This is a genomic window from Ruminococcus flavefaciens ATCC 19208 (assembly GCF_000518765.1).
In the GTDB taxonomy this organism is placed as follows: domain Bacteria; phylum Bacillota; class Clostridia; order Oscillospirales; family Ruminococcaceae; genus Ruminococcus; species Ruminococcus flavefaciens.
Genome location: NZ_JAEF01000006.1, coordinates 404,215 through 422,203 on the forward strand (window position 1 = coordinate 404,215; position 17,989 = coordinate 422,203).

At 38.1% G+C, this 17,989-nt stretch carries 21 protein-coding genes; 6 read left to right on the plus strand and 15 right to left on the minus strand.

Features of this window, described 5'->3' with window-relative positions; translation table 11 throughout:
* Positions 1–3 precede the first annotated feature (3 nt).
* From L870_RS16315 to L870_RS0101795, 5 genes are all read right to left on the minus strand, one after another.
* On the minus strand, positions 4–1,278 hold the full coding sequence (locus L870_RS16315) for a thymidine phosphorylase (protein ID WP_037270746.1): 1,275 nt from the start codon (positions 1,276–1,278) through the stop codon (positions 4–6).
* Positions 1,279–1,355: 77 nt separating this feature from the next.
* Complete coding sequence (locus tag L870_RS0101780; protein ID WP_028516661.1) at positions 1,356–1,610, minus strand: pro-sigmaK processing inhibitor BofA family protein; 255 nt, start codon at positions 1,608–1,610, stop codon at positions 1,356–1,358.
* Between the two features lie 10 nt (positions 1,611–1,620).
* On the minus strand, positions 1,621–1,929 hold the full coding sequence (locus L870_RS0101785; RefSeq protein WP_028516662.1) for a hypothetical protein: 309 nt from the start codon (positions 1,927–1,929) through the stop codon (positions 1,621–1,623).
* 18 nt (positions 1,930–1,947) lie between these two features.
* On the minus strand, positions 1,948–2,295 hold the full coding sequence (locus L870_RS0101790) for a hypothetical protein (RefSeq protein WP_028516663.1): 348 nt from the start codon (positions 2,293–2,295) through the stop codon (positions 1,948–1,950).
* A gap of 12 nt (positions 2,296–2,307) precedes the next feature.
* Positions 2,308–2,559, minus strand: a complete 252-nt coding sequence (locus L870_RS0101795; RefSeq protein ID WP_028516664.1) for a hypothetical protein — start codon at positions 2,557–2,559, stop codon at positions 2,308–2,310.
* Positions 2,560–2,744: 185 nt separating this feature from the next.
* On the opposite strand from L870_RS0101795, the gene L870_RS0101800 reads away from it, so the two are divergent.
* Positions 2,745–3,230: a metallophosphoesterase family protein gene (locus tag L870_RS0101800; RefSeq protein WP_028516665.1), complete on the plus strand. Its 486-nt coding sequence runs from the start codon at positions 2,745–2,747 to the stop codon at positions 3,228–3,230.
* Positions 3,231–3,327: 97 nt separating this feature from the next.
* Here the strand turns inward: L870_RS0101800 and L870_RS0101805 are convergent, their stop codons facing one another.
* The 5 genes from L870_RS0101805 to proC form a co-directional block, all read right to left on the minus strand.
* Complete coding sequence (locus L870_RS0101805) at positions 3,328–4,728, minus strand: hypothetical protein (RefSeq protein ID WP_028516666.1); 1,401 nt, start codon at positions 4,726–4,728, stop codon at positions 3,328–3,330.
* Positions 4,725–5,207: an RNA polymerase sigma factor gene (locus L870_RS0101810; RefSeq protein WP_028516667.1), complete on the minus strand. Its 483-nt coding sequence runs from the start codon at positions 5,205–5,207 to the stop codon at positions 4,725–4,727. The genes L870_RS0101805 and L870_RS0101810 overlap by 4 nt, the downstream gene beginning before the upstream one ends.
* 103 nt (positions 5,208–5,310) lie before the next feature.
* A complete protein-coding gene (locus tag L870_RS0101815) occupies positions 5,311–6,228 on the minus strand; it encodes a YesL family protein (RefSeq protein ID WP_028516668.1) in 918 nt (305 codons plus the stop codon).
* Between the two features lie 15 nt (positions 6,229–6,243).
* A complete protein-coding gene (locus tag L870_RS0101820) occupies positions 6,244–6,846 on the minus strand; it encodes a hypothetical protein (RefSeq protein ID WP_028516669.1) in 603 nt (200 codons plus the stop codon).
* 51 nt (positions 6,847–6,897) lie between these two features.
* Positions 6,898–7,698: a pyrroline-5-carboxylate reductase gene (proC, locus tag L870_RS0101825; RefSeq protein ID WP_028516670.1), complete on the minus strand. Its 801-nt coding sequence runs from the start codon at positions 7,696–7,698 to the stop codon at positions 6,898–6,900.
* A gap of 172 nt (positions 7,699–7,870) precedes the next feature.
* Here proC and L870_RS0101830 point away from each other — a divergent pair, with 172 nt between their 5' ends.
* From L870_RS0101830 to L870_RS0101845, 4 genes are all read left to right on the plus strand, one after another.
* Positions 7,871–8,143, plus strand: coding sequence for a hypothetical protein (locus L870_RS0101830; protein WP_028516671.1), 273 nt, complete (start codon positions 7,871–7,873; stop codon positions 8,141–8,143).
* Positions 8,133–9,020: a radical SAM protein gene (locus tag L870_RS0101835; RefSeq protein WP_207637703.1), complete on the plus strand. Its 888-nt coding sequence runs from the start codon at positions 8,133–8,135 to the stop codon at positions 9,018–9,020. The genes L870_RS0101830 and L870_RS0101835 overlap by 11 nt, the downstream gene beginning before the upstream one ends.
* A gap of 93 nt (positions 9,021–9,113) precedes the next feature.
* Complete coding sequence (locus L870_RS0101840; protein WP_037270751.1) at positions 9,114–9,620, plus strand: RNA polymerase sigma factor; 507 nt, start codon at positions 9,114–9,116, stop codon at positions 9,618–9,620.
* Positions 9,607–11,193 (plus strand): hypothetical protein, encoded by a 1,587-nt coding sequence (locus L870_RS0101845; protein ID WP_155250125.1) that lies wholly within the window; start codon positions 9,607–9,609, stop codon positions 11,191–11,193. The genes L870_RS0101840 and L870_RS0101845 overlap by 14 nt, the downstream gene beginning before the upstream one ends.
* A gap of 36 nt (positions 11,194–11,229) precedes the next feature.
* Here the strand turns inward: L870_RS0101845 and L870_RS0101850 are convergent, their stop codons facing one another.
* The gene (locus tag L870_RS0101850) at positions 11,230–13,560 is read right to left on the minus strand and encodes an ATP-dependent Clp protease ATP-binding subunit (protein ID WP_028516675.1); all 2,331 of its coding nucleotides are present in this window, start codon (positions 13,558–13,560) and stop codon (positions 11,230–11,232) included.
* Positions 13,561–13,731: 171 nt separating this feature from the next.
* Between L870_RS0101850 and L870_RS19570 the strand changes: the two genes are divergently transcribed.
* A complete protein-coding gene (locus L870_RS19570; RefSeq protein WP_167549421.1) occupies positions 13,732–13,869 on the plus strand; it encodes a hypothetical protein in 138 nt (45 codons plus the stop codon).
* 45 nt (positions 13,870–13,914) lie between these two features.
* Here L870_RS19570 and clpX read toward each other — a convergent pair whose 3' ends face one another.
* From clpX to L870_RS0101875, 4 genes are all read right to left on the minus strand, one after another.
* A complete protein-coding gene (gene clpX, locus L870_RS0101860) occupies positions 13,915–15,198 on the minus strand; it encodes an ATP-dependent Clp protease ATP-binding subunit ClpX (protein ID WP_028516676.1) in 1,284 nt (427 codons plus the stop codon).
* Between the two features lie 9 nt (positions 15,199–15,207).
* Positions 15,208–15,798 carry an ATP-dependent Clp protease proteolytic subunit gene (locus tag L870_RS0101865; RefSeq protein ID WP_028516677.1) on the minus strand — a complete coding sequence of 197 codons (591 nt, stop codon included), beginning with the start codon at positions 15,796–15,798 and terminating at the stop codon, positions 15,208–15,210.
* Between the two features lie 89 nt (positions 15,799–15,887).
* Positions 15,888–17,195 (minus strand): trigger factor, encoded by a 1,308-nt coding sequence (tig, locus tag L870_RS0101870; RefSeq protein WP_028516678.1) that lies wholly within the window; start codon positions 17,193–17,195, stop codon positions 15,888–15,890.
* A gap of 101 nt (positions 17,196–17,296) precedes the next feature.
* A complete protein-coding gene (locus L870_RS0101875; RefSeq protein WP_028516679.1) occupies positions 17,297–17,989 on the minus strand; it encodes a metallophosphoesterase in 693 nt (230 codons plus the stop codon).

A 17,989-nucleotide genomic window follows, 5' to 3' on the forward strand; every position in this document is an offset into this window, starting at 1 on the left:
GAGTCAAGTATAACTCGGTTTTTCTGTGATTTTAAATCTTACTGCATTGAGCGCACGTACAGCGGCGTCCGAAAAGTCGCTGCATACTGTTGAATATAATGTCATTATAACACTATCTGCCGAAACATGATCGCCGATATCGCAGTTCATGACAATTCCTGCACTCATATCGAGCTTATCATCTTTGGTGAGTCTTCCTGCACCAAGAAGAAGTGAAGTCATCCCCAGCTCTTCACAGTCAAAACCTTTTATCACCATATCCTTAGTTGCTCTTATCTCGTACTTGAGAAGAGGCTTTGGAAGCAGTGAAGTATCATCGCAGACCTTTTCATTACCACCATGAAGCTTTATTGTTTCACGGAGTATATCAAGTGCTTTTCCTGAGGAAACAGCCTCCTCAGCCAGTTTCCGACATTCGCACTCAGTTCCTTTTCCTGAAAGCTCAAGCATTGCTGCCGCAAGCTCGATACAGGTATCGTAAAGCTTGCCCTTTGACTTTCCCTGCAAAAGCTCTATTGCTTCCTTGACTTCAAGGGCATTTCCTATATTCTTTCCAAGAGGTACATTCATATCAGTTACTATCGCCCTGCACTTTTTACCTGCCGAACGTCCGACTTTTTCCATAAGTGATGCAAGTTTTTCGGCATCTTCTTTGGTTTTCATAAATGCACCCGAGCCGTACTTTACATCAAGTACCAGAACATCTGCATTCATGGCAAGCTTTTTGCTCATAATACTTGCGCAGATCAGCGGTATACTGTCAACTGTACCTGTTGCGTTTCTTAAAGCATACATCTTCTTATCGGCAGGACACAGATCACCTGTTTGAGAAATAATGGAAAAACCTGTAGTTTTAAGTATATTCTCAAATTCACTTATGGGAAGATCAGTCCTGTAGCCCTCGATGCTTTCAAGCTTGTCTATAGTACCGCCTGTATGTCCGAGTCCGCGTCCCGACATTTTGGCAACGCATACGCCGCAGGCTGCAACGATAGGACCTATTATCAGTGACGTCTTGTCACCAACGCCTCCTGTACTGTGCTTGTCCGCTGTAAAGGGGATATCCAGTTTAAGAACATCTCCGCTGTCACGCATAGCTGCTGTCAAGGCAAAGGTTTCTTTTTCAGTAAGTCCGTTAAGACATACCGCCATAAGCCATGCTGACATCTGATAATCAGGTATTTCTCCGTCTGTATAGTTCTTTACGAGCCAGCTTATTTCTTCTTCTGTAAGTTCTTGAGATTTTTTAGTTTTGTTAATAATATCAATGATGTTCATGTATCCACCTCCTATACACATATTTTACCATAAAAATTATAAATTTTCAACAGTTTTTGTGAAATAGAACTCGATTTTTACAAAAACTTCATTATTACAATAAAAACAACAAAAGGAACTCCCAACACAAGACTTCCAAACATATTAAATAAATTAAGAGGTATATCTACTCCTATCATCATACCGTATTTATTTACGATAAATAAAGCAGCTCCGCCTGTTATCACTCCAGTTAACAATGAAAGCAGCCTTTTTTCTCTTTTATAATAGTATATCATCATTATTACGATCACTGCGCCACACAGTGCTCTGAATATCATTTCAGTATCCATATTTTACCTCTTACATTAGTATATATCCCAGTGCGATTATTAGTTTTATATCTGCACCTTCTTTTATAAGAATATATAGCAATGCAGCAATGAGAAGCTTGTCACTGTCTACACCGCCCTCAAAGAACTCGTCAACAAGTCTGTCCAAAAGCTTTTTTTCATTTTTAGGCTTTATATCATCTATAACAGTTTCTTGCTCTTTCCTGCATATATCTTCGCATCTGTTTCGAGGAGGCAAGTCAGCGGCAGAATTTCTGTAAACGCCTCTGTACAGTTTTTCATTACCTCTTCTCGGCTTATTAAGATCATATACTGCCATTGACTCACCTCCGTTACTTCAAATAATCTCCTGCAATAGTCCGCTATCCTTAGCTATATTCCATATTGCAAGCAGTTTGAGAAGCTTTATGGCTTTATCAACTCTTTTTTGCTTTTCTGTCCCAAGATGAGGTTTAAGCGCAAGCAAAAGCTCAGCATTTTTATCCTGCTGTGACGCTGCACTTATAAGTCCCGTCAGCTTGATTATAGAACTTAAATCAGGCTGATCCTCGGTTGTTTCGTCGGAATTTTTATTTTCTGAATCCTCTGTATTTTCGAAATTAATCATCTGTGCCAGCTCTGATAACTGCCTTACACTTTCTTCATCGGAAAGCAGTTCGTTTATCCTGCTCATCAGATCGTCCATAGTAAGCTCCTATTACTTTTTTTCACCTGATAATTTCTCATATAGCGCTTTTGCCTGCGGTGTACTCATCATTCTTTCCACAAGCTTCGGATTATTAACAGCCTGTCTGAATTTAGCTGCATCGTTCCTGTTCATTGCAGATAATGCACTGTCAAATTTTCCTTCTTCAAGCTCCGATCGCAGCTTTTCAGGCGGAACTCCTATCTTTTTGCTCACAGCATTGAGAAGTCCTGAGATCTTTTTAGGATCAATATTGCTGTTCATATTTGCCTCCTTATAATTTATTCAATAAATTATATTTGTTTATTCTGTACTTTATGTCATATCCTTCATTTTTTATACATATTTACGCCATACTTTTTTCATATGAATAATTTTTTGGTAAATATTGCTTTATTGATAGATTTATGTTATAATAGGTTAACAACTTCTTTATTGGAGGGATAGCATTGCGTATTGTTGTTATATCTGATACTCATGGAAATTCTTTTGCTCTTGAAAACGTTATCATGCGTAATACCGATGCAGACTGGATAATACACCTTGGTGACGGCGAACACGAGCTTGACAATTTTATCCTCAGTCATCAGAAATTAGCTCCTAAGATAATCCATGTTGCAGGAAACTGCGACTTTGACAGCCTGAGCGAAGACTTCTTTATTCTTCCTGCTATGGAACATAAAATTTTTGCCACACACGGTCATTTATACGGTGTAGGCGGTTCACTGGAAAGGCTCAAGTCACTTGCACTTACCAATGGCTGCGATATTATCCTCTTCGGACATACTCATGTGCGCTATCAAAGCTATGAAAACGGACTTTACATACTTAATCCCGGCAGTGCTTCTATCCCACGTGATGGCTTAAAGCCTTCATTCGGACATATCGACATAACTCCCGAAGGCGATGTAATCACAAATATTGTAAACGTATGATATCCCCTGCTTATATCTTATGCAGATGCTTGATTATGGTTACATAAAAAAATCCCCTTGAACGAATAAAGTTCAAGGGGATTTTTTTATATTCTGTTTAGTTTGCGTAAAGAATTCCCTGACGGTCTAACGAACTGTCATATTCTTTGAGTCTTGTAATATCTGCTGAAATAACAGCCAGATTTCCGTTTGGATTAACATTTACATCTGCTGTCATATCAATTGCATCAACACCCTGTGTATCATGTAGAACAGCGTGTACCTTGCATATCTTTGTTTCCTTGTTATAATCAAGTACTTCAAGATTATTCATAATATGTCCAATACCTAAACCAGTACTCTTTTCTGTATCACAACCTATATTAATATCGTTATATTCAGATTTCTTCTCAAGATAATTCTGAATTGCTATAGCTGAATCGTATTCAGGACGAACACCTAAGCTTACGGAGCTTATCTTCCATTCGTCATTTTCTAAAGTAAATGTAAATATTTCTTCGTCTCCGTAGGTGAATTTTTCATTATAATTACCGCTGCTGCTAAAACGTGAAACTGTAAAAGTATCACCGTTTTCTTCCTTTATTTCAGGTTCTGTTGTATAAACCGCCACGTTTTTATGCTTTCCGTTTCCATAGTAAGGAGCTGAATCAAAATCTACTGACCATTTTGATACATAAAGACCGCCCTTATATTCAACATATATAGCATTATTGATCGAAAAGGCTTCCTCATCAACCTCTATTTCTTCATCATGGTAAGGTCTGAGATCAACTCTGCTGCCATCTTCAAATTTACTAACATCGCGACCAAGCCAGCTGGTAATTGATGACATACCATCTATCACTTGTGCATCAAGATAGCTTTCAGGCATTGTATATTCTGTATTTTTTATCGGAGCAGAGGTAATATCCTTTTTATAGTTCTCGTAGATATCCTGACAACTGTTGAAACGTTCATCTGTTACCTTGTAGAATGTACGCTCTCCGCCGTAATTATCAGACCAGTAATCATCTGTACTGTCATAGGTATAGAATGTTATACTGTCATTTATATCAAATTCAACATTGCCAAAATACATTACATTTGTACTTTCAAGATATTTGTCAGTAAGATCCTGCGCGATAGCTTCATAATCGCTGTCTACAGGCGTATTGACTTCCTCGGTAACGATCTCGGTCACTTCTTCTGTTGCTGCCTCTGTATCTTCTGCTGTTGTTTCTTCCTCGACTGTATCAGTAAACTGTGAACCGCCGTTCCTGTGCATAAAGTAGCTCGTTGTTCCTATACCGCCTGCAACAAGTACAAAGGCTGCTGCGATGCTGATATATTTCATTGCGCTATGTCCGTGCTTGACTTCAACACCGCTTACCTTTTCATCAAATTCATTTATGTTTTGCTTTATTTTGTTCTCACCTTTATTCATACCAAGTACCTCTTTCCTGCATCGCTCATCAGGCTCCAAGCGATCTGTAACTTTTTTATAATCGTTTATATTCATATTCGGAGCTCCTTTCCGAGGATATTTTTCAGCTTCCTTCTTGCACGGTAAAGCTGAGTCTGCACAGCGGATTCGTTCTTTCCCGTTATCGCGCCGATCTCCTTTATGGAATAATCCTCGTAATAATATAAATGTATAACAAGTCTGTATTTTGTAGGAAGTGACATAACTGCATGGTATACTTCACTCTCTTCGGGAGTTTCATATACCAATGAAGCTTCCTCAAGAGGAATGGCAGTCAATGAATACTTATACCTAAGTGAACGAAACATATCCTTGCATTTGTTTACAGTTACTTTCAGTAACCAGCTTTTTTCCTTGTCAGAGTCTTCAAACCTTATATCTGCGGTAAAAAGCTTTATGAACGTCTCCTGCATGATATCTTCCGCATCAGCTTTATTCTTACAGTACGCAAACGCCATTCGATATACTGCATTTTTATATTTATCGTATAGTTCTGCCATTTGTTCTGTAGTCATTGGTTCACTTCCTTGTGCTGTTGAAGTACTTCATATATATAACGGATATCAATGATGAAATATCACACAAAAAATAAAACGGTGCAAAAAAGCACCGCTATTTTTATGAAATTCTCTTTCCTTTTCCCTTTTTTCGCTTCTCCACAGGCTTTTCCTTACCGCCCATATCCTCGAAAATACGCTCTTCTTCAGTTGGAGTATCATCTAAAAGCTCAGGGTTTATTTCACCAATACTTGTATAATAAGGATTGATAACATATTTCTGTATAACAGGATAACATACGAAGCAGTTTATCAGACATATGAGTGCAGCTGGGAAAAACGCGATCAGCAGAAAGAAAACAGGCATAAAATATATAAAGAGGACCACCATAAGTGCAATAAGAGCCACTCCAATTATAAATACGAGTAAATTCTGCTTCATTGCTACAAAAGCAAGTGCAAATGAGTTCTTGAAAAGATTCTTCATGGAAAGATTAGTTGCTGTCAGCATAAGGTATATATAATGGTTCATCATTATGATGACAAGGAAAAGACTGAATGTTATAACCAGAGGTATATACATTGCTTTTGACTGCTGAACTGCAAGAACAGGATAAACATTAAGTGCTGCATAAGCTGAGATCACAACAAGACAGTCCAGAAATCCTATAATTACTGACTTTTTGAAATTCTCTTTAAAGCCCTTGAAAAAATCCTGCATTATAAATGAATGTTTGTTTATTACAAACTTTCGCATAATCTTTGTCATACCCGCAGTCGCAGGTCCTATAAGTACCATAAAAACAAGAATAAGCAAAACACTGCTTGTCATCGCAGCATAATAGTGGTTCTTGAAAAGGCTGAGTGCAGGGAAAATAAACAGAAGCGGCAGAAAGAAAATCATATATATAAAATTTATCTCAATAAGCTTCCAGAATTTTCTGCAAAATATATCCCAGAAAAGAGCAAAGCCCTTTTTCTTTGGTGCATCTTTGGATATTCCTGCACCGGTGCTTTCATAATTCTTGAATAAACCCAATTAAAATTCCTCCGTTTATTGCCGCATGATATAGACATACAGATAATTTAAACCTCCATCAGCGACAGAAATGATCAACGATAATATAATAAGTACAATAAACTTTATGCAATAAAGTCTGAAGCCTTGTGTGTTTTCGGAAAAAGCTTCATCTTTTATGCAAAACATAAAAATACTGTGTGAATTGCGAAACGTCTCCCTCACAGTAAGAATTGCAAGTACAGAAAAAGCAATAGCTTTCGGGAGTATTGTTATGATTAAAGTAAAAATCGAAGCTTTACTCATGCAAGAATAAACAAGTGCCACAGATAATCCTATACCTGCACTGCGATATAAAAGCAGCATCGCGCCGAAAGGCTTTCCAAAAGCACATAAACCAAAGAAAAAAGCTGCTGATGTAAAGATAAGAGAAGATACAAATGTACCTCTCGCAAGTGCAAATACAGAAAGACTATCATTAACAGGGATAAAATACTGATTTACAAAGACCAAGTCTGAAATATTATTGTTTTTTATCATAAATGATCCGACTGCTATTCCTGCCATAACGATCAGTATATAAACCCGGAGGCTTGTCCGCGGTTTATTTTTATCAGAAAATGTACTTATATGTTTCATGCGCATCATTCCTTTCTTAATAAGGATATGCGCATTATTAATTATTTAGAATTACTTTGAAAGCTCATAAGCTCTCTTAGTACAGCTTTCACAGCAGTTCTTTACAACTTCCGTGAGATTGCCTTCATAAAGTCTGTCAAGACCTGCAAGAGTAGTTCCTCCCGGTGAAGACACCATCTTTATAAGCTCATCAATAGTATTTCCCGAGTCTGTTATCATCTTTGCAGAACCGATAAGGCTCTGTGCAAAGAGTTCTTCAGCTGTCTCAGCGGATATTCCTACAGATGCAGCATAATCTATAAATCCCTTCGCAAAAAGGTATATAAAAGCAGGGCTGCTTCCGTTTATAGCGATTATCTCCTTCATCTTGTCCTTGGAGATAACTGCTGCTTTGCCGCATATTTTAAAAATGTTGAGAACGACACCGAATTCATCGTCGGTAACTTTATCATTTCTTGAAAGTGCCGAAGCTCCCTCACCGAGAAGAAGCGGTGTATTTGGCATTACAAGAATTACCTTTACGTCTGAAATAGTTTTCTTTGCAATGAATTCATCGCCTATTCCTGCGGCTATTGATATGATGACAGTATCCTTTGTTGTATACGGAGCTATCGCCTCAAGTACGTCTTCAATTATCTGAGGCTTTACTGCAAGAAAAACATACTTGCACTTTTCCATGATCTCTTTTTCAGACGAACAGCTGTTTACATTATACTCAGCAAGAGCAGTTACTTTCTCTGTGCTTGGATCAAAGGCATGAAGCTGAACGTTTTTGCCAAGACTGCTTGTGGATATTCCTTTCATAATTGCAGTGCCCATATTGCCTGCACCGATAAAACCAATGTTATTCATTGTTATGATCTCCTTAATACCAATATTAATTTTATTATACATCATTATGTACAAAAATGCAAGTGATAATTTTGTGATATTTAATGAGACAAGGCGATTTTTGCACCATTTCTTGACATTTTCAGACAGCGATGATACAATTATTGTATTGATCTTACGGGGGGATAATATTATGAGAAAAAAAGAAAGCAAAAAAGACAAGTCTACGAGATATTCAAACAGTGTGATATATTATAAGAGTCTGTCATGTAAAGTAAGCCTGTACGAAGACAGATTAATAACCGAATACTGCCTGAAAAACAAGCTTTCAAAAAGTCTGTTTCTTGCGACTGCGGCTATGTACTGCGTTAAGAACGATATTTCAAGCAAGGAGCTTCTGAACAGCACCACAACTTCGGAAAACTTTGATTACAATGACTATAAGGAAGATGAATATGATGAATGAATGTTATCTGTGTCCGCGAAAATGCGGCGCAGACAGAACTATCAACACAGGCTTCTGCGGAGCCGGAGCTGATACGATAGTTGCGAGAGCTTCCTTACATAAATGGGAAGAACCATGTATTTCCTATAAAAACGGAGCAGGTACAGTTTTCTTTTCGGGCTGTAATCTACATTGCTGTTTTTGTCAGAACAATAAAATAAGCAATGAATTATTTGGAAAAAAAGTAAATACAGAAAAGCTTGCGGATATATTCCTGTCGTTGCAGGATATGGGGGCTGATAATATAGATCTTGTAACTCCTACCCATTTTGTTCCGAATATTATCAGGGCACTTGATATAATAAAGCACAAGTTGGTCATACCTGTTGTATACAATTGCGGCGGATATGAACTTACGGAAACCATTGATATGCTCAACGGCTATATAGATATCTACCTTCCCGATATCAAATATTTTTCAGCTGATATCTCTGAAATGTATTCAAATGCGTATGATTATTTTGATATTGCTTCAAAAGCTGTGCTTACAATGATAAAACAAGTCGGTAAGCTTGAATACAACAATGAGAGCGGTCTTATAAAAGGAACGATCATAAGACATATGGTACTCCCTTCTCACAGGCATGATTCTATGAAAATAATGGATTGGATTGCCGAAAATACATCTAATGATAATGTACTTGTAAGTATAATGAATCAGTATACACCTTTTGATTTTATTTCCGATAAATATAAAGAACTTAAACGCCGAATCACAAAAATGGAGTACAATACTGTTGTAGATCATGCAGCAAAGCTTGGCATAAATGGGTTTACACAGCAAAAGAGTTCGGCTTCCGAGAAATATGTGCCCGACTTTGATCTTACAGGTATTTGAAAGCTCATTCAATGAGCTTTTTTCATCTGCACTGTCACAAAACTGATTTTTTGTCTGTTATATATTATGAAACGTTTCAATCGAGGTGATAAGATGACTAAGGAAGATTCCTGCAAACTATCCACCCTATATAATATTTACGAACAGCCAATGTATCGCATAGCATACGCAGTGCTGCGCGATGAAGGACTGGCAGAAGACGCTGTTTCTGATGCTTTTATCCGTATCCTCGGAAAACTGCATAAGTTTGATGATTGCAGAAGTGCAAAAACACGCTCATACATATTAAAAGTAATAAAGAGCACATCTATAAACATTTACCGAAAAAACAAACGACGCTTTACAGAAGAAGTTCCTATAGACGATGCTATGCAGATAGTTGATGTCAGGATAAATACCGAAAACAGAAATCATGTTGATAATATAATAAATTCACTTGAAGAACCTGACAGGAGTATTGTTATAATGCGCTGCATAAAAGATATGTCATGGAGAGAAGTTGCCGAAAAGCTATCTCTCACCGAGAGCAATGTGCGAAAACGTTTTGAACGTACCAAAAAACGCCTAAAAACGAAAGGAGAAATTTATGATGAGAAATAAAGGTCTGCCTTCTAAAAAACAATGGAAGAAAATAGTTGATGGCGCTTTTTCATCAGATAAAAAACACGATTTCTCCGTATTGTATGAACTGAGAAAGACAGAGATACAGAAAGGAAGTAGTATAAATAAAGAAGCAAACTATTTCCACAGACGTTACATGAGTATGATTGCGGCAGCGGCTGCTGTTATTATTGCAGTACCTGCAATAGTATATGTTTACTCTAACAATTCTTATGAAGTCGAACCCGCCTCGAAAACAGAATCAATACCGCAGGTAACTACTACTACTTTTGTAACCGAAGAAATAACAACAGAAGCTGTTACTGAAAAAACAACATATGCAGAACCTGTTGAAGATCATACAGGGATTTTTCGTCTGAATCAAAATGGAAAATATCAATATGACCTTAGATATACACCTTCATATGATGAACTATCAAATGTTCAGACTTACGATATTCAGTACACATGGCTTCCGGATGGTTTTACCCCGATACCTAAAGATCCCAAAATGACATGCTATACTTCGACAGGAAGTACATTTGATATGATCTGCTACAGAGTTAAACAGGGTACTTCTTTTGAAAAAAAGATCAGTGGAATAGTTAACTACGAAGATATGTCAGATAACGAAAAAACGATATATATCTTCTCTCATTCCAACCCTGTTATAGATGAATCGGAACAGGAAAAGAATTCTGAAAGAGATGTATGGATAAAATTTAACAGAACAAATATTATTGCCAATCTGTTTGCACCAAACGATATATCCAATGATGATCTAAAAAATATTGTCAGCTCTATCAAGCTGGTTCCTTCAGATAATGAATTAACAGAAGTATGGCAAAATGAAATTGTCACTGAAAACAAGGAGTCGGAGGAAGCGTACCGCGATGCATATTTAAGAGACTGTAAGTCAATAGATGATATCTCACTTACAGGGATTGAAAAAACAATTCCACATCAAGTCAATAATGACAGCATTGAAGTTACTATTGACAAAGCATGGATACAGGACGATTTTGAAGGTATAACCACTGATCCCTGCGGTATACCGAAAGATTACAGTCAGTTCATCGGTGATGACGGCAAGATCTACAAGACATACTACTGGATAAAAAAAGGAGACGGAATAAATACATTAGATGAACTTGCCGAAACAGAAAAAGTTGAGCTGAAGCTTGTGGTTCTTGAAATGACTTATACTAACACAAGCAATCATGATATTATTGATGAGCCAGATAATAATACAGTAGGTTTCCTTATTGATCCTATGAATTATTTGTGTGTGAACGGAAAGCTTGATCCCACAGATTATATGCACAAGGACGGGCTTTACGTTTATTCGGATCAATACATAGCTTCAGAAGGCGGGTGGGTATCATTTGAAAGCGACAATCAGGCTTCAGAAAATTATATCAATATTCCACAGGGTGCTCAGACACATGTTAAGGTTTCATTACTTGCAAGAGCAGACAGTCTTGATGATTACTACATAGATGTTTTCGGTTCATACTCTAATACGGATGATCAAAATAATATATATTTTGCTGTTAAAGATATTGAAAGATAGCATTAAAGCCAATACACAGAAGTGTATTGGCTTTTCTCATATCGTTACGGTTTTTGTCATACATATTTTCTCATTTTCAACGTCAATTTTAAGGGACTCTCCACTTTTTATCTCAGAGTTTACTATCCTTTTTGCCAGCTCATTTTCTACAAGCTCTACAGCTTTACGGCGTATAGGTCTTGCTCCGTAACGTGAAGTATCTTCTGCTGCTGCAACTGTCTCGGTCACTCTTTCGGAAAACGCGATCTCAATACCGAGCAGTTTAGCGCGTTCAGCTATTGCTTTAAGCTGTAGCCTGCTTATTTCCAGCAGATGCTCTTGCTTAAACGGTTCAAAAGTAATGATCTCATCAATTCTGTTTATAAGTTCGGGAGAAAAGTATTTCCTCAGGCTTTCTTTAGTTCTGCATCTTATATTGTCATATTCTGCAAATCCAATGGAGTTTTTTGAAGTTATTTCTTCTGCACCGATATTAGATGTCATTATAATTATCGTACTGCGAAAATCTATTCTCCTCATAATCGAATCTGTTAAAAAACCGTCCTCAAGAATTTGCAAAAGAATATTCAGCACCTCGGCATCAGCTTTCTCTATCTCGTCAAAGAGCACAAGTGAATACGGACATCGTCTTACTTTTTCACAGAGATTATTATCACAGCTGTCATAGCCTGCGTATCCGGGAGGAGCTCCTATAAGCTTTGAAACAGAATGTTTCTCCATATATTCTGACATATCAATACGTATAAAACTGTTCTCTCCGTTATAATAGTATTCTGCAAGAATTTTTGCAAGCTCGGTTTTTCCAACTCCTGTTGGTCCTGTAAATAAAAACGATGCAACAGGTCTGTTCATATCCCTAAGTCCTGCTCTCGAACGATAAAGAACTTCGGTTATTTTTCTGACTGCGTCCTTATGTCCTATAATACGCTCGGACAGTGTGTTCTCTAAACTACTCAGCTTTTCTGCCTCTGCGAAAGAAAGCTTGTTTAAGGGAATACCTGTTTTTAATGATATGACATTGTTCAAATCGTTTTCAGTAACATTGATTTCTTCGCTGCTTTTTATGACTTCACTTAATTTTGTTAGCTTCATACCGTCCATATCAATAAGCTTTGTTTCTTTTTTTACCGGCTTTTCGCATCTGCGGATTTTAGCGCAGGCACATGCTTCGTCCAACAGATCGATTGCCTTATCGGGAAGAAATCGTTCGGTTACATATCGCTTTGAAAGATCAACTGCCTTTTTTATTATATCATCACTTATTTCGATGCCGTGATATCTTTCATAATTATGTCGCAATCCTTTTATCATTTCGATGCAGCTCTCTGTGTCAGGCTCACATATTTTTACAGGCTGAAACCTTCTTTCAAGAGCGGAGTCCTTTTCGATTGATTTTCTGTATTCATCAAAAGTTGTTGCGCCTATGATCTGCAATTCTCCTCTTGCAAGCTGTGGCTTCATGATATTTGCGGCATCTATAGCTCCCTCAGCCGCACCTGCCCCTACTATCATATGAATTTCATCAATAAACAAAATTATATTCCCTGCACTTGCGGCTTCATCTATACACGCTCTGATACGTTCCTCAAAATCTCCGCGATACTTTGCTCCTGAAAGTATTGACGCTATATCAAGCGAAAAAATATACTTGTTTTTTAGTGTATCGGGTATAAGATTTCGCGTGAACATCTCGGCTATTCCTTCAACTATAGCTGTTTTTCCCACTCCGGCCTCGCCTATAAGACATGGATTATTCTTGTTTCTGCGTGATAATATCTGCAATATTCTTTCAACTTCTTTTTTTCGTCCTATAAGAGGATCGTTTTTACTTACAACACTAAGATCCGTCAGGTTTTTCCCGTATCTGTACAAATTCGGTATCTGTGGCTGCTTAGGCTTCATTGAATCATAGAGATTTCTGCTTGTTTCTGTATCTGAGATATTGCTTAACCGTATGCATATAGTATTAATATCTGCTTTAAGCTTTCTTATTAAAGTACAGGCGCTGCATGATCTCTCTTCTATCATTGCTGCAAGAATATGTTCGGCAGTAGCCTTCTTCAAACCATATGATACAGCAGATAAATATGCTTTTTCAAATATCTGTTTAGTTGCTGTTGTGAAAAAACGCTGATTTAGTATAGACGGGTTCCCCTGTCCGACCATTTTGATGATTTCGTTTCGCAGTTCTTCAAATGATATACCGCTGTCCAAAATAATATCAGCTGCTTCTGTGTTTCCTTCGCCTGCGATAGAAAGAAGTATATGTTCGCTTCCTACATAAGTATGACCAAGTTCAGAAGCGTACTCTATCGCCCCTTCAATTATCAGAATTGCTTTTTTAGTAAATTTTTCATTATTTATCATATTGCTTGCCTCCTTAATACTCTGAATATATTATGCCACTTTTTTCATGCGATAAGTGTCGAAACATATAACAGCGAAAAAACTGTAACACTTTTTTATGCGTGACATATTATGTACTATGAAGCGAAGCAAAAAACGCTTCAAATACATCAATTTAAGGAGATAATCAATATGTGTAATTCATGCTTCGGAGGAAACAACTGCTGGTGCATTATTCTTTTAGTTCTTCTCGTTATCATTCTTTTTTCGGGCTGCGGCAATAACGGCTGTGATTGCGGCAATAACAATGGCTGCGGATGTGGCTGCTAAACAAGTATATAAAAAGGGACTGCAATTGCAGTCCCTAAATTTTTATTATTCAGCTTTAAGAAGTTTATTCCTTCTGTTCGTAAGCAGAGGCTGCGTACCATTTATAACACATTCAGCTGTAACAGTTACCTTTGCTATACTTCCGTCAGACGGAACAGTAAACATGGTATTCATAAGAATAGATTCAATAATTGAACGCAAGCCGCGAGCACCTGTTTTTTGAGCAATTGCCTTCTTAGCTATCTCAATAAGTGCATCGTCCTCGACTTCAAGTTCAATATCATCATAGTCAAAAAGCTTCTTATACTGCTTGATAAGAGCATTCTTAGGTTCGGTAAGAATTCTTACAAGTGATGCTTCATCAAGCTCTTCAAGAACAGATATAACAGGAAGTCGTCCTACAAATTCAGGAACCATACCGAACTTAACAAGATCCTTCGGTACGACTTTTTTGAAGATATTATCCTCTTCCTTATGAGCAGTTATCTCGCCGCCAAAACCGATGGGAGCTTTACCGATACGCTTCTGTATCTGTTTTTCAAGTCCGTCAAAAGCACCGCCGCAGATAAACAGAATATTTTTGGTGTTTATCTGAATAACTTCCTGATTAGGATGCTTTCTTCCACCCTGTGGAGGTACATTTGAAACTGTACCTTCAATGATCTTCAGGAGAGCCTGCTGAACCCCTTCACCACTTACATCACGGGTCAAAGAAGTATTTTCAGACTTTCTTGCGATCTTATCTATCTCGTCGATATAGATAATTCCTCTTTCAGCTGCCTTTATATCAAAATCAGCAGCCTGTATAAGTCGGAGAAGAACATTTTCAACATCATCACCAACATAACCCGCTTCTGTTATTGTTGTTGCATCAGCTATAGCGAACGGAACGTTCAAAAGCTTGGCAAGAGTCTGTGCAAGAAAGGTTTTTCCGACACCTGTAGGTCCGAGAAGAAGAACATTGCTCTTCTGAAGCTCTACGCCATCATTGTCAGAAAAATCTTTGTCATTTTCCTGACTCATTATTCTCTTATAATGATTATACACAGCAACAGCCAATGATTTTTTTGCATCATCTTGTCCTATAACGTATTCATCAAGAAAAGCTTTAATCTCAACAGGTTTCATAAGCTTCATTGAAGATACATCGCCGCTATTATCAGTTTTGGCAGCCTTTCTGTGTGCTTTGGCTACTCCAGAACCATAGAGCATCTCGTAGCAGTAAGTTACGCATTCATCACATATATTTGATGAACCAGCAGAAAACATACTGCGTACTCTGTTTTCACCCTTTCCGCAGAAGCTGCACGATTTAAACGTCTCAGCCATTTAATCCCCCTACCTTTTTGTGATAACTTTATCTATAAGACCAAATTCAAGTGCTTCCTGAGCAGTCATGTAATTATCTCTCTCGCAAGCAGCGTGCATCTCTTCCACGCTCTTTCCGGAATTTTCAGCCATAATACTCTCAAGGCGATCTCTTGTACGCTCGAGGTTCTTTGCGTGTATCATAATATCCGTCTGCTGTCCGCCGAGACCACCGCCGATAAGCGGCTGATGGATCATTATTTCACTGTTTGGAAGAGCAATTCTTTTTCCCTTTGCTCCTGAAGAAAGCAGAAATGCACCCATTGAAGCAGCCATACCGATACAGATAGTCGAAACATCACATTTGATATAATTCATAGTATCGTATATTGCCATTCCTGCGGTAACAGATCCTCCGGGACTGTTTATATATAATGATATATCCTTTTCCGAATCCTGACTTTCAAGATATAGAAGCTGTGCAACAACTACGCTTGCAGTTGCATCGCTTACCTGATCCGAAAGCATTATAATCCTGTCATTGAGCAGGCGCGAGTATATATCATATGATCTCTCTCCTCTGCTTGTCTGTTCAACAACGTAAGGTACTAATACGCTCATAGTTCATCGCCCTTTCTTTTAAAAACAGTTGTCCCACATTAAAGCTGCGGGACAACATCATTTACTATAATTATATGTCGAAAAGAGTATTATTCAGACTTTTCATCAGCAGAAGTGTTATCTACAACAGCATTTTCCTTTACAAACTCAACAGCTTTCTGAACTCTGAGATCTGTAGCGTATTCATCGACAGGGATAAATCTCTTTACAGTTTCAACGTCAATGTTGTTTGCTGCAGCGATCTCACCGAGACCGTTATTTAACTCTTCATCAGTTACTTCGATATTTTCAAGATCTGCTATCTTCTCAAGAGCAAGTCTGAGCTTGACCTCGCTGACAGCTCTGTCTCTGTATGTCTCTCTGAATGAATCCATATCCATACCTGTGTACTGGAAATAAAGCTTGAGATCCATGCCCTGTGAACGGAGCTGCTGCTCAAAGTTTCTCATAAGAGCGTCGATTCTCTGCTCATACATACAATTTGGAATAGGAGAATCAACCTTCTCGATAAGAGCATTCATTATAGCATTTTCAAAATTCGAATCTGCCTGCTGTACTGCTGCGTCTTCAAGCTTTGTCTTGATATCATCTTTATACTCAGCAACTGTCTCGAACTCTGTAGCATCCTTTACGAGATCATCGTTAATCTCAGGAAGTTCTTCATAGCTGATAGCCTTGAGCTTACACTTGAATGTAGCTTCCTTGCCTGCATAATCAGACATCTGATAGTCCTCAGGGAAAGTAACATTTACGTCAAACTCATCACCAATGTTATGACCAACGATCTGATCCTCAAAACCGGGGATAAACTGACCGCTGCCAAGACGAAGAGGATGATCCTCGCCCTTGCCGCCTTCAAATGCTTCATCGCCGAAAAAGCCTTCAAAGTCAATGATTACTTCGTCGTCGAGCTGTGCTGCTCTGTCGTCAACAGAAACTATACGAGCATTCTTCTTTCTGATGATATCAATCTGCTTCTCGATATCTTCATCTGTGATCTCCTTAACTTCCTTAGGAGCCTTGATGCCCTTATAGTCAGAGATCTCGATCTCAGGCTTTGTAACACATATTGCTTTGATCTCAACACCTGTAGCTTTATCAATTGAAGTTACTTCAACATTTGGTCTGTCTACAAGTACAAGACCTGTCTCATTAACAGCTGCATCTATCTCAGGTCCGAGAAGTGAATTGATAGCACCTTCATAGAATGCGCCCTCACCGAATTCTCTCTCAGCAAGCTTTCTTGTAACCTTACCTTTTCTGAAGCCCTTTATCTGGATATTCTTCTTCTGTCTCTGATATTCCTTCTCAACAGCAGCCTCAAAAGCCTCTGCATCAATAGAAATTACTAACTCTGTAGTATTCACATCTGTCTTGGTTGATGATTTTAAACTCATTTTAATACGTCCTCCAATATTTATATAACATACTTGGTATATTATACCACATTTCAGAAAATTTTTCTACTGATTTTCCACACTTCTGCATAATGCACAATTCACAAGACTTTTTTAGGAGCAAATTGTAAATAATCACCTGCTATAAGATGAAAATTAATATCATCATAAGTATTTTTTACGCACAGATCATGAGCGGAATGTCCGTGTATATGTCCGTAATAGCAATCCTTTATCTTGTACCTATAGAGTACTTCAAGAATATCGTAATTGAAATTAGCGGCAAATATGGGCGGATAGTGCAGAAATACTATCGGTTCGAGATCGTCAGCAATGGCAGACTTTATGGAAGTTTCCAGTCTCTGAACTTCCCTTTTCAGGACTTTCTCGTCCTGTGTTTCTCCCGGCATATTGACCCATCCGCGAGTTCCGCATATCCCGTATTTGTCGTACTTATAATGATTATTATGCAGTATATTAATTGTTCCGCAGCTTTCTGATGCAAGGAAATCCTCCATTTTTTTCATGGTAGTCCACCAATAATCGTGATTTCCTTTTATTATTATCTTTTTGCCCGGAAGCGATTCTATAAATCGGAAATCGGGAGCAGCTTCCGCAAGAGACATACCCCACGATATATCCCCGGGAAGTACCACCGTATCCTCTTCGCCGACAAGTTCAAGCCAGTTCTTTTCGATCTTCTCTTGATAGTTCTGCCATCCCGGAAAGATACTCATTGTCTTTTCGGGAGCGCCTTTACAAAGATGAAGATCAGCAAGTACGAACAGACTCAT

What these genes read in the sequence shown, in the direction of transcription:
- L870_RS16315 (WP_037270746.1), bottom strand. Translation starts at nt 1,278, where the DNA reads ATGAACATCATTGATATTATTAACAAAACTAAAAAATCTCAAGAACTT.
- L870_RS0101780 (WP_028516661.1), bottom strand. Translation starts at nt 1,610, where the DNA reads ATGGATACTGAAATGATATTCAGAGCACTGTGTGGCGCAGTGATCGTA.
- L870_RS0101785 (WP_028516662.1), bottom strand. Translation starts at nt 1,929, where the DNA reads ATGGCAGTATATGATCTTAATAAGCCGAGAAGAGGTAATGAAAAACTG.
- L870_RS0101790 (WP_028516663.1), bottom strand. Translation starts at nt 2,295, where the DNA reads ATGGACGATCTGATGAGCAGGATAAACGAACTGCTTTCCGATGAAGAA.
- L870_RS0101795 (WP_028516664.1), bottom strand. Translation starts at nt 2,559, where the DNA reads ATGAACAGCAATATTGATCCTAAAAAGATCTCAGGACTTCTCAATGCT.
- L870_RS0101805 (WP_028516666.1), bottom strand. Translation starts at nt 4,728, where the DNA reads ATGAATATAAACGATTATAAAAAAGTTACAGATCGCTTGGAGCCTGAT.
- L870_RS0101810 (WP_028516667.1), bottom strand. Translation starts at nt 5,207, where the DNA reads ATGACTACAGAACAAATGGCAGAACTATACGATAAATATAAAAATGCA.
- L870_RS0101820 (WP_028516669.1), bottom strand. Translation starts at nt 6,846, where the DNA reads ATGAAACATATAAGTACATTTTCTGATAAAAATAAACCGCGGACAAGC.
- proC (WP_028516670.1), bottom strand. Translation starts at nt 7,698, where the DNA reads ATGAATAACATTGGTTTTATCGGTGCAGGCAATATGGGCACTGCAATT.
- L870_RS0101830 (WP_028516671.1), top strand. Translation starts at nt 7,871, where the DNA reads ATGAGAAAAAAAGAAAGCAAAAAAGACAAGTCTACGAGATATTCAAAC.
- L870_RS0101835 (WP_207637703.1), top strand. Translation starts at nt 8,133, where the DNA reads ATGATGAATGAATGTTATCTGTGTCCGCGAAAATGCGGCGCAGACAGA.
- L870_RS0101840 (WP_037270751.1), top strand. Translation starts at nt 9,114, where the DNA reads ATGACTAAGGAAGATTCCTGCAAACTATCCACCCTATATAATATTTAC.
- L870_RS0101845 (WP_155250125.1), top strand. Translation starts at nt 9,607, where the DNA reads ATGATGAGAAATAAAGGTCTGCCTTCTAAAAAACAATGGAAGAAAATA.
- L870_RS0101850 (WP_028516675.1), bottom strand. Translation starts at nt 13,560, where the DNA reads ATGATAAATAATGAAAAATTTACTAAAAAAGCAATTCTGATAATTGAA.
- L870_RS19570 (WP_167549421.1), top strand. Translation starts at nt 13,732, where the DNA reads ATGTGTAATTCATGCTTCGGAGGAAACAACTGCTGGTGCATTATTCTT.
- clpX (WP_028516676.1), bottom strand. Translation starts at nt 15,198, where the DNA reads ATGGCTGAGACGTTTAAATCGTGCAGCTTCTGCGGAAAGGGTGAAAAC.
- L870_RS0101865 (WP_028516677.1), bottom strand. Translation starts at nt 15,798, where the DNA reads ATGAGCGTATTAGTACCTTACGTTGTTGAACAGACAAGCAGAGGAGAG.
- tig (WP_028516678.1), bottom strand. Translation starts at nt 17,195, where the DNA reads ATGAGTTTAAAATCATCAACCAAGACAGATGTGAATACTACAGAGTTA.
- L870_RS0101875 (WP_028516679.1), bottom strand. Translation starts at nt 17,989, where the DNA reads ATGAGTCTGTTCGTACTTGCTGATCTTCATCTTTGTAAAGGCGCTCCC.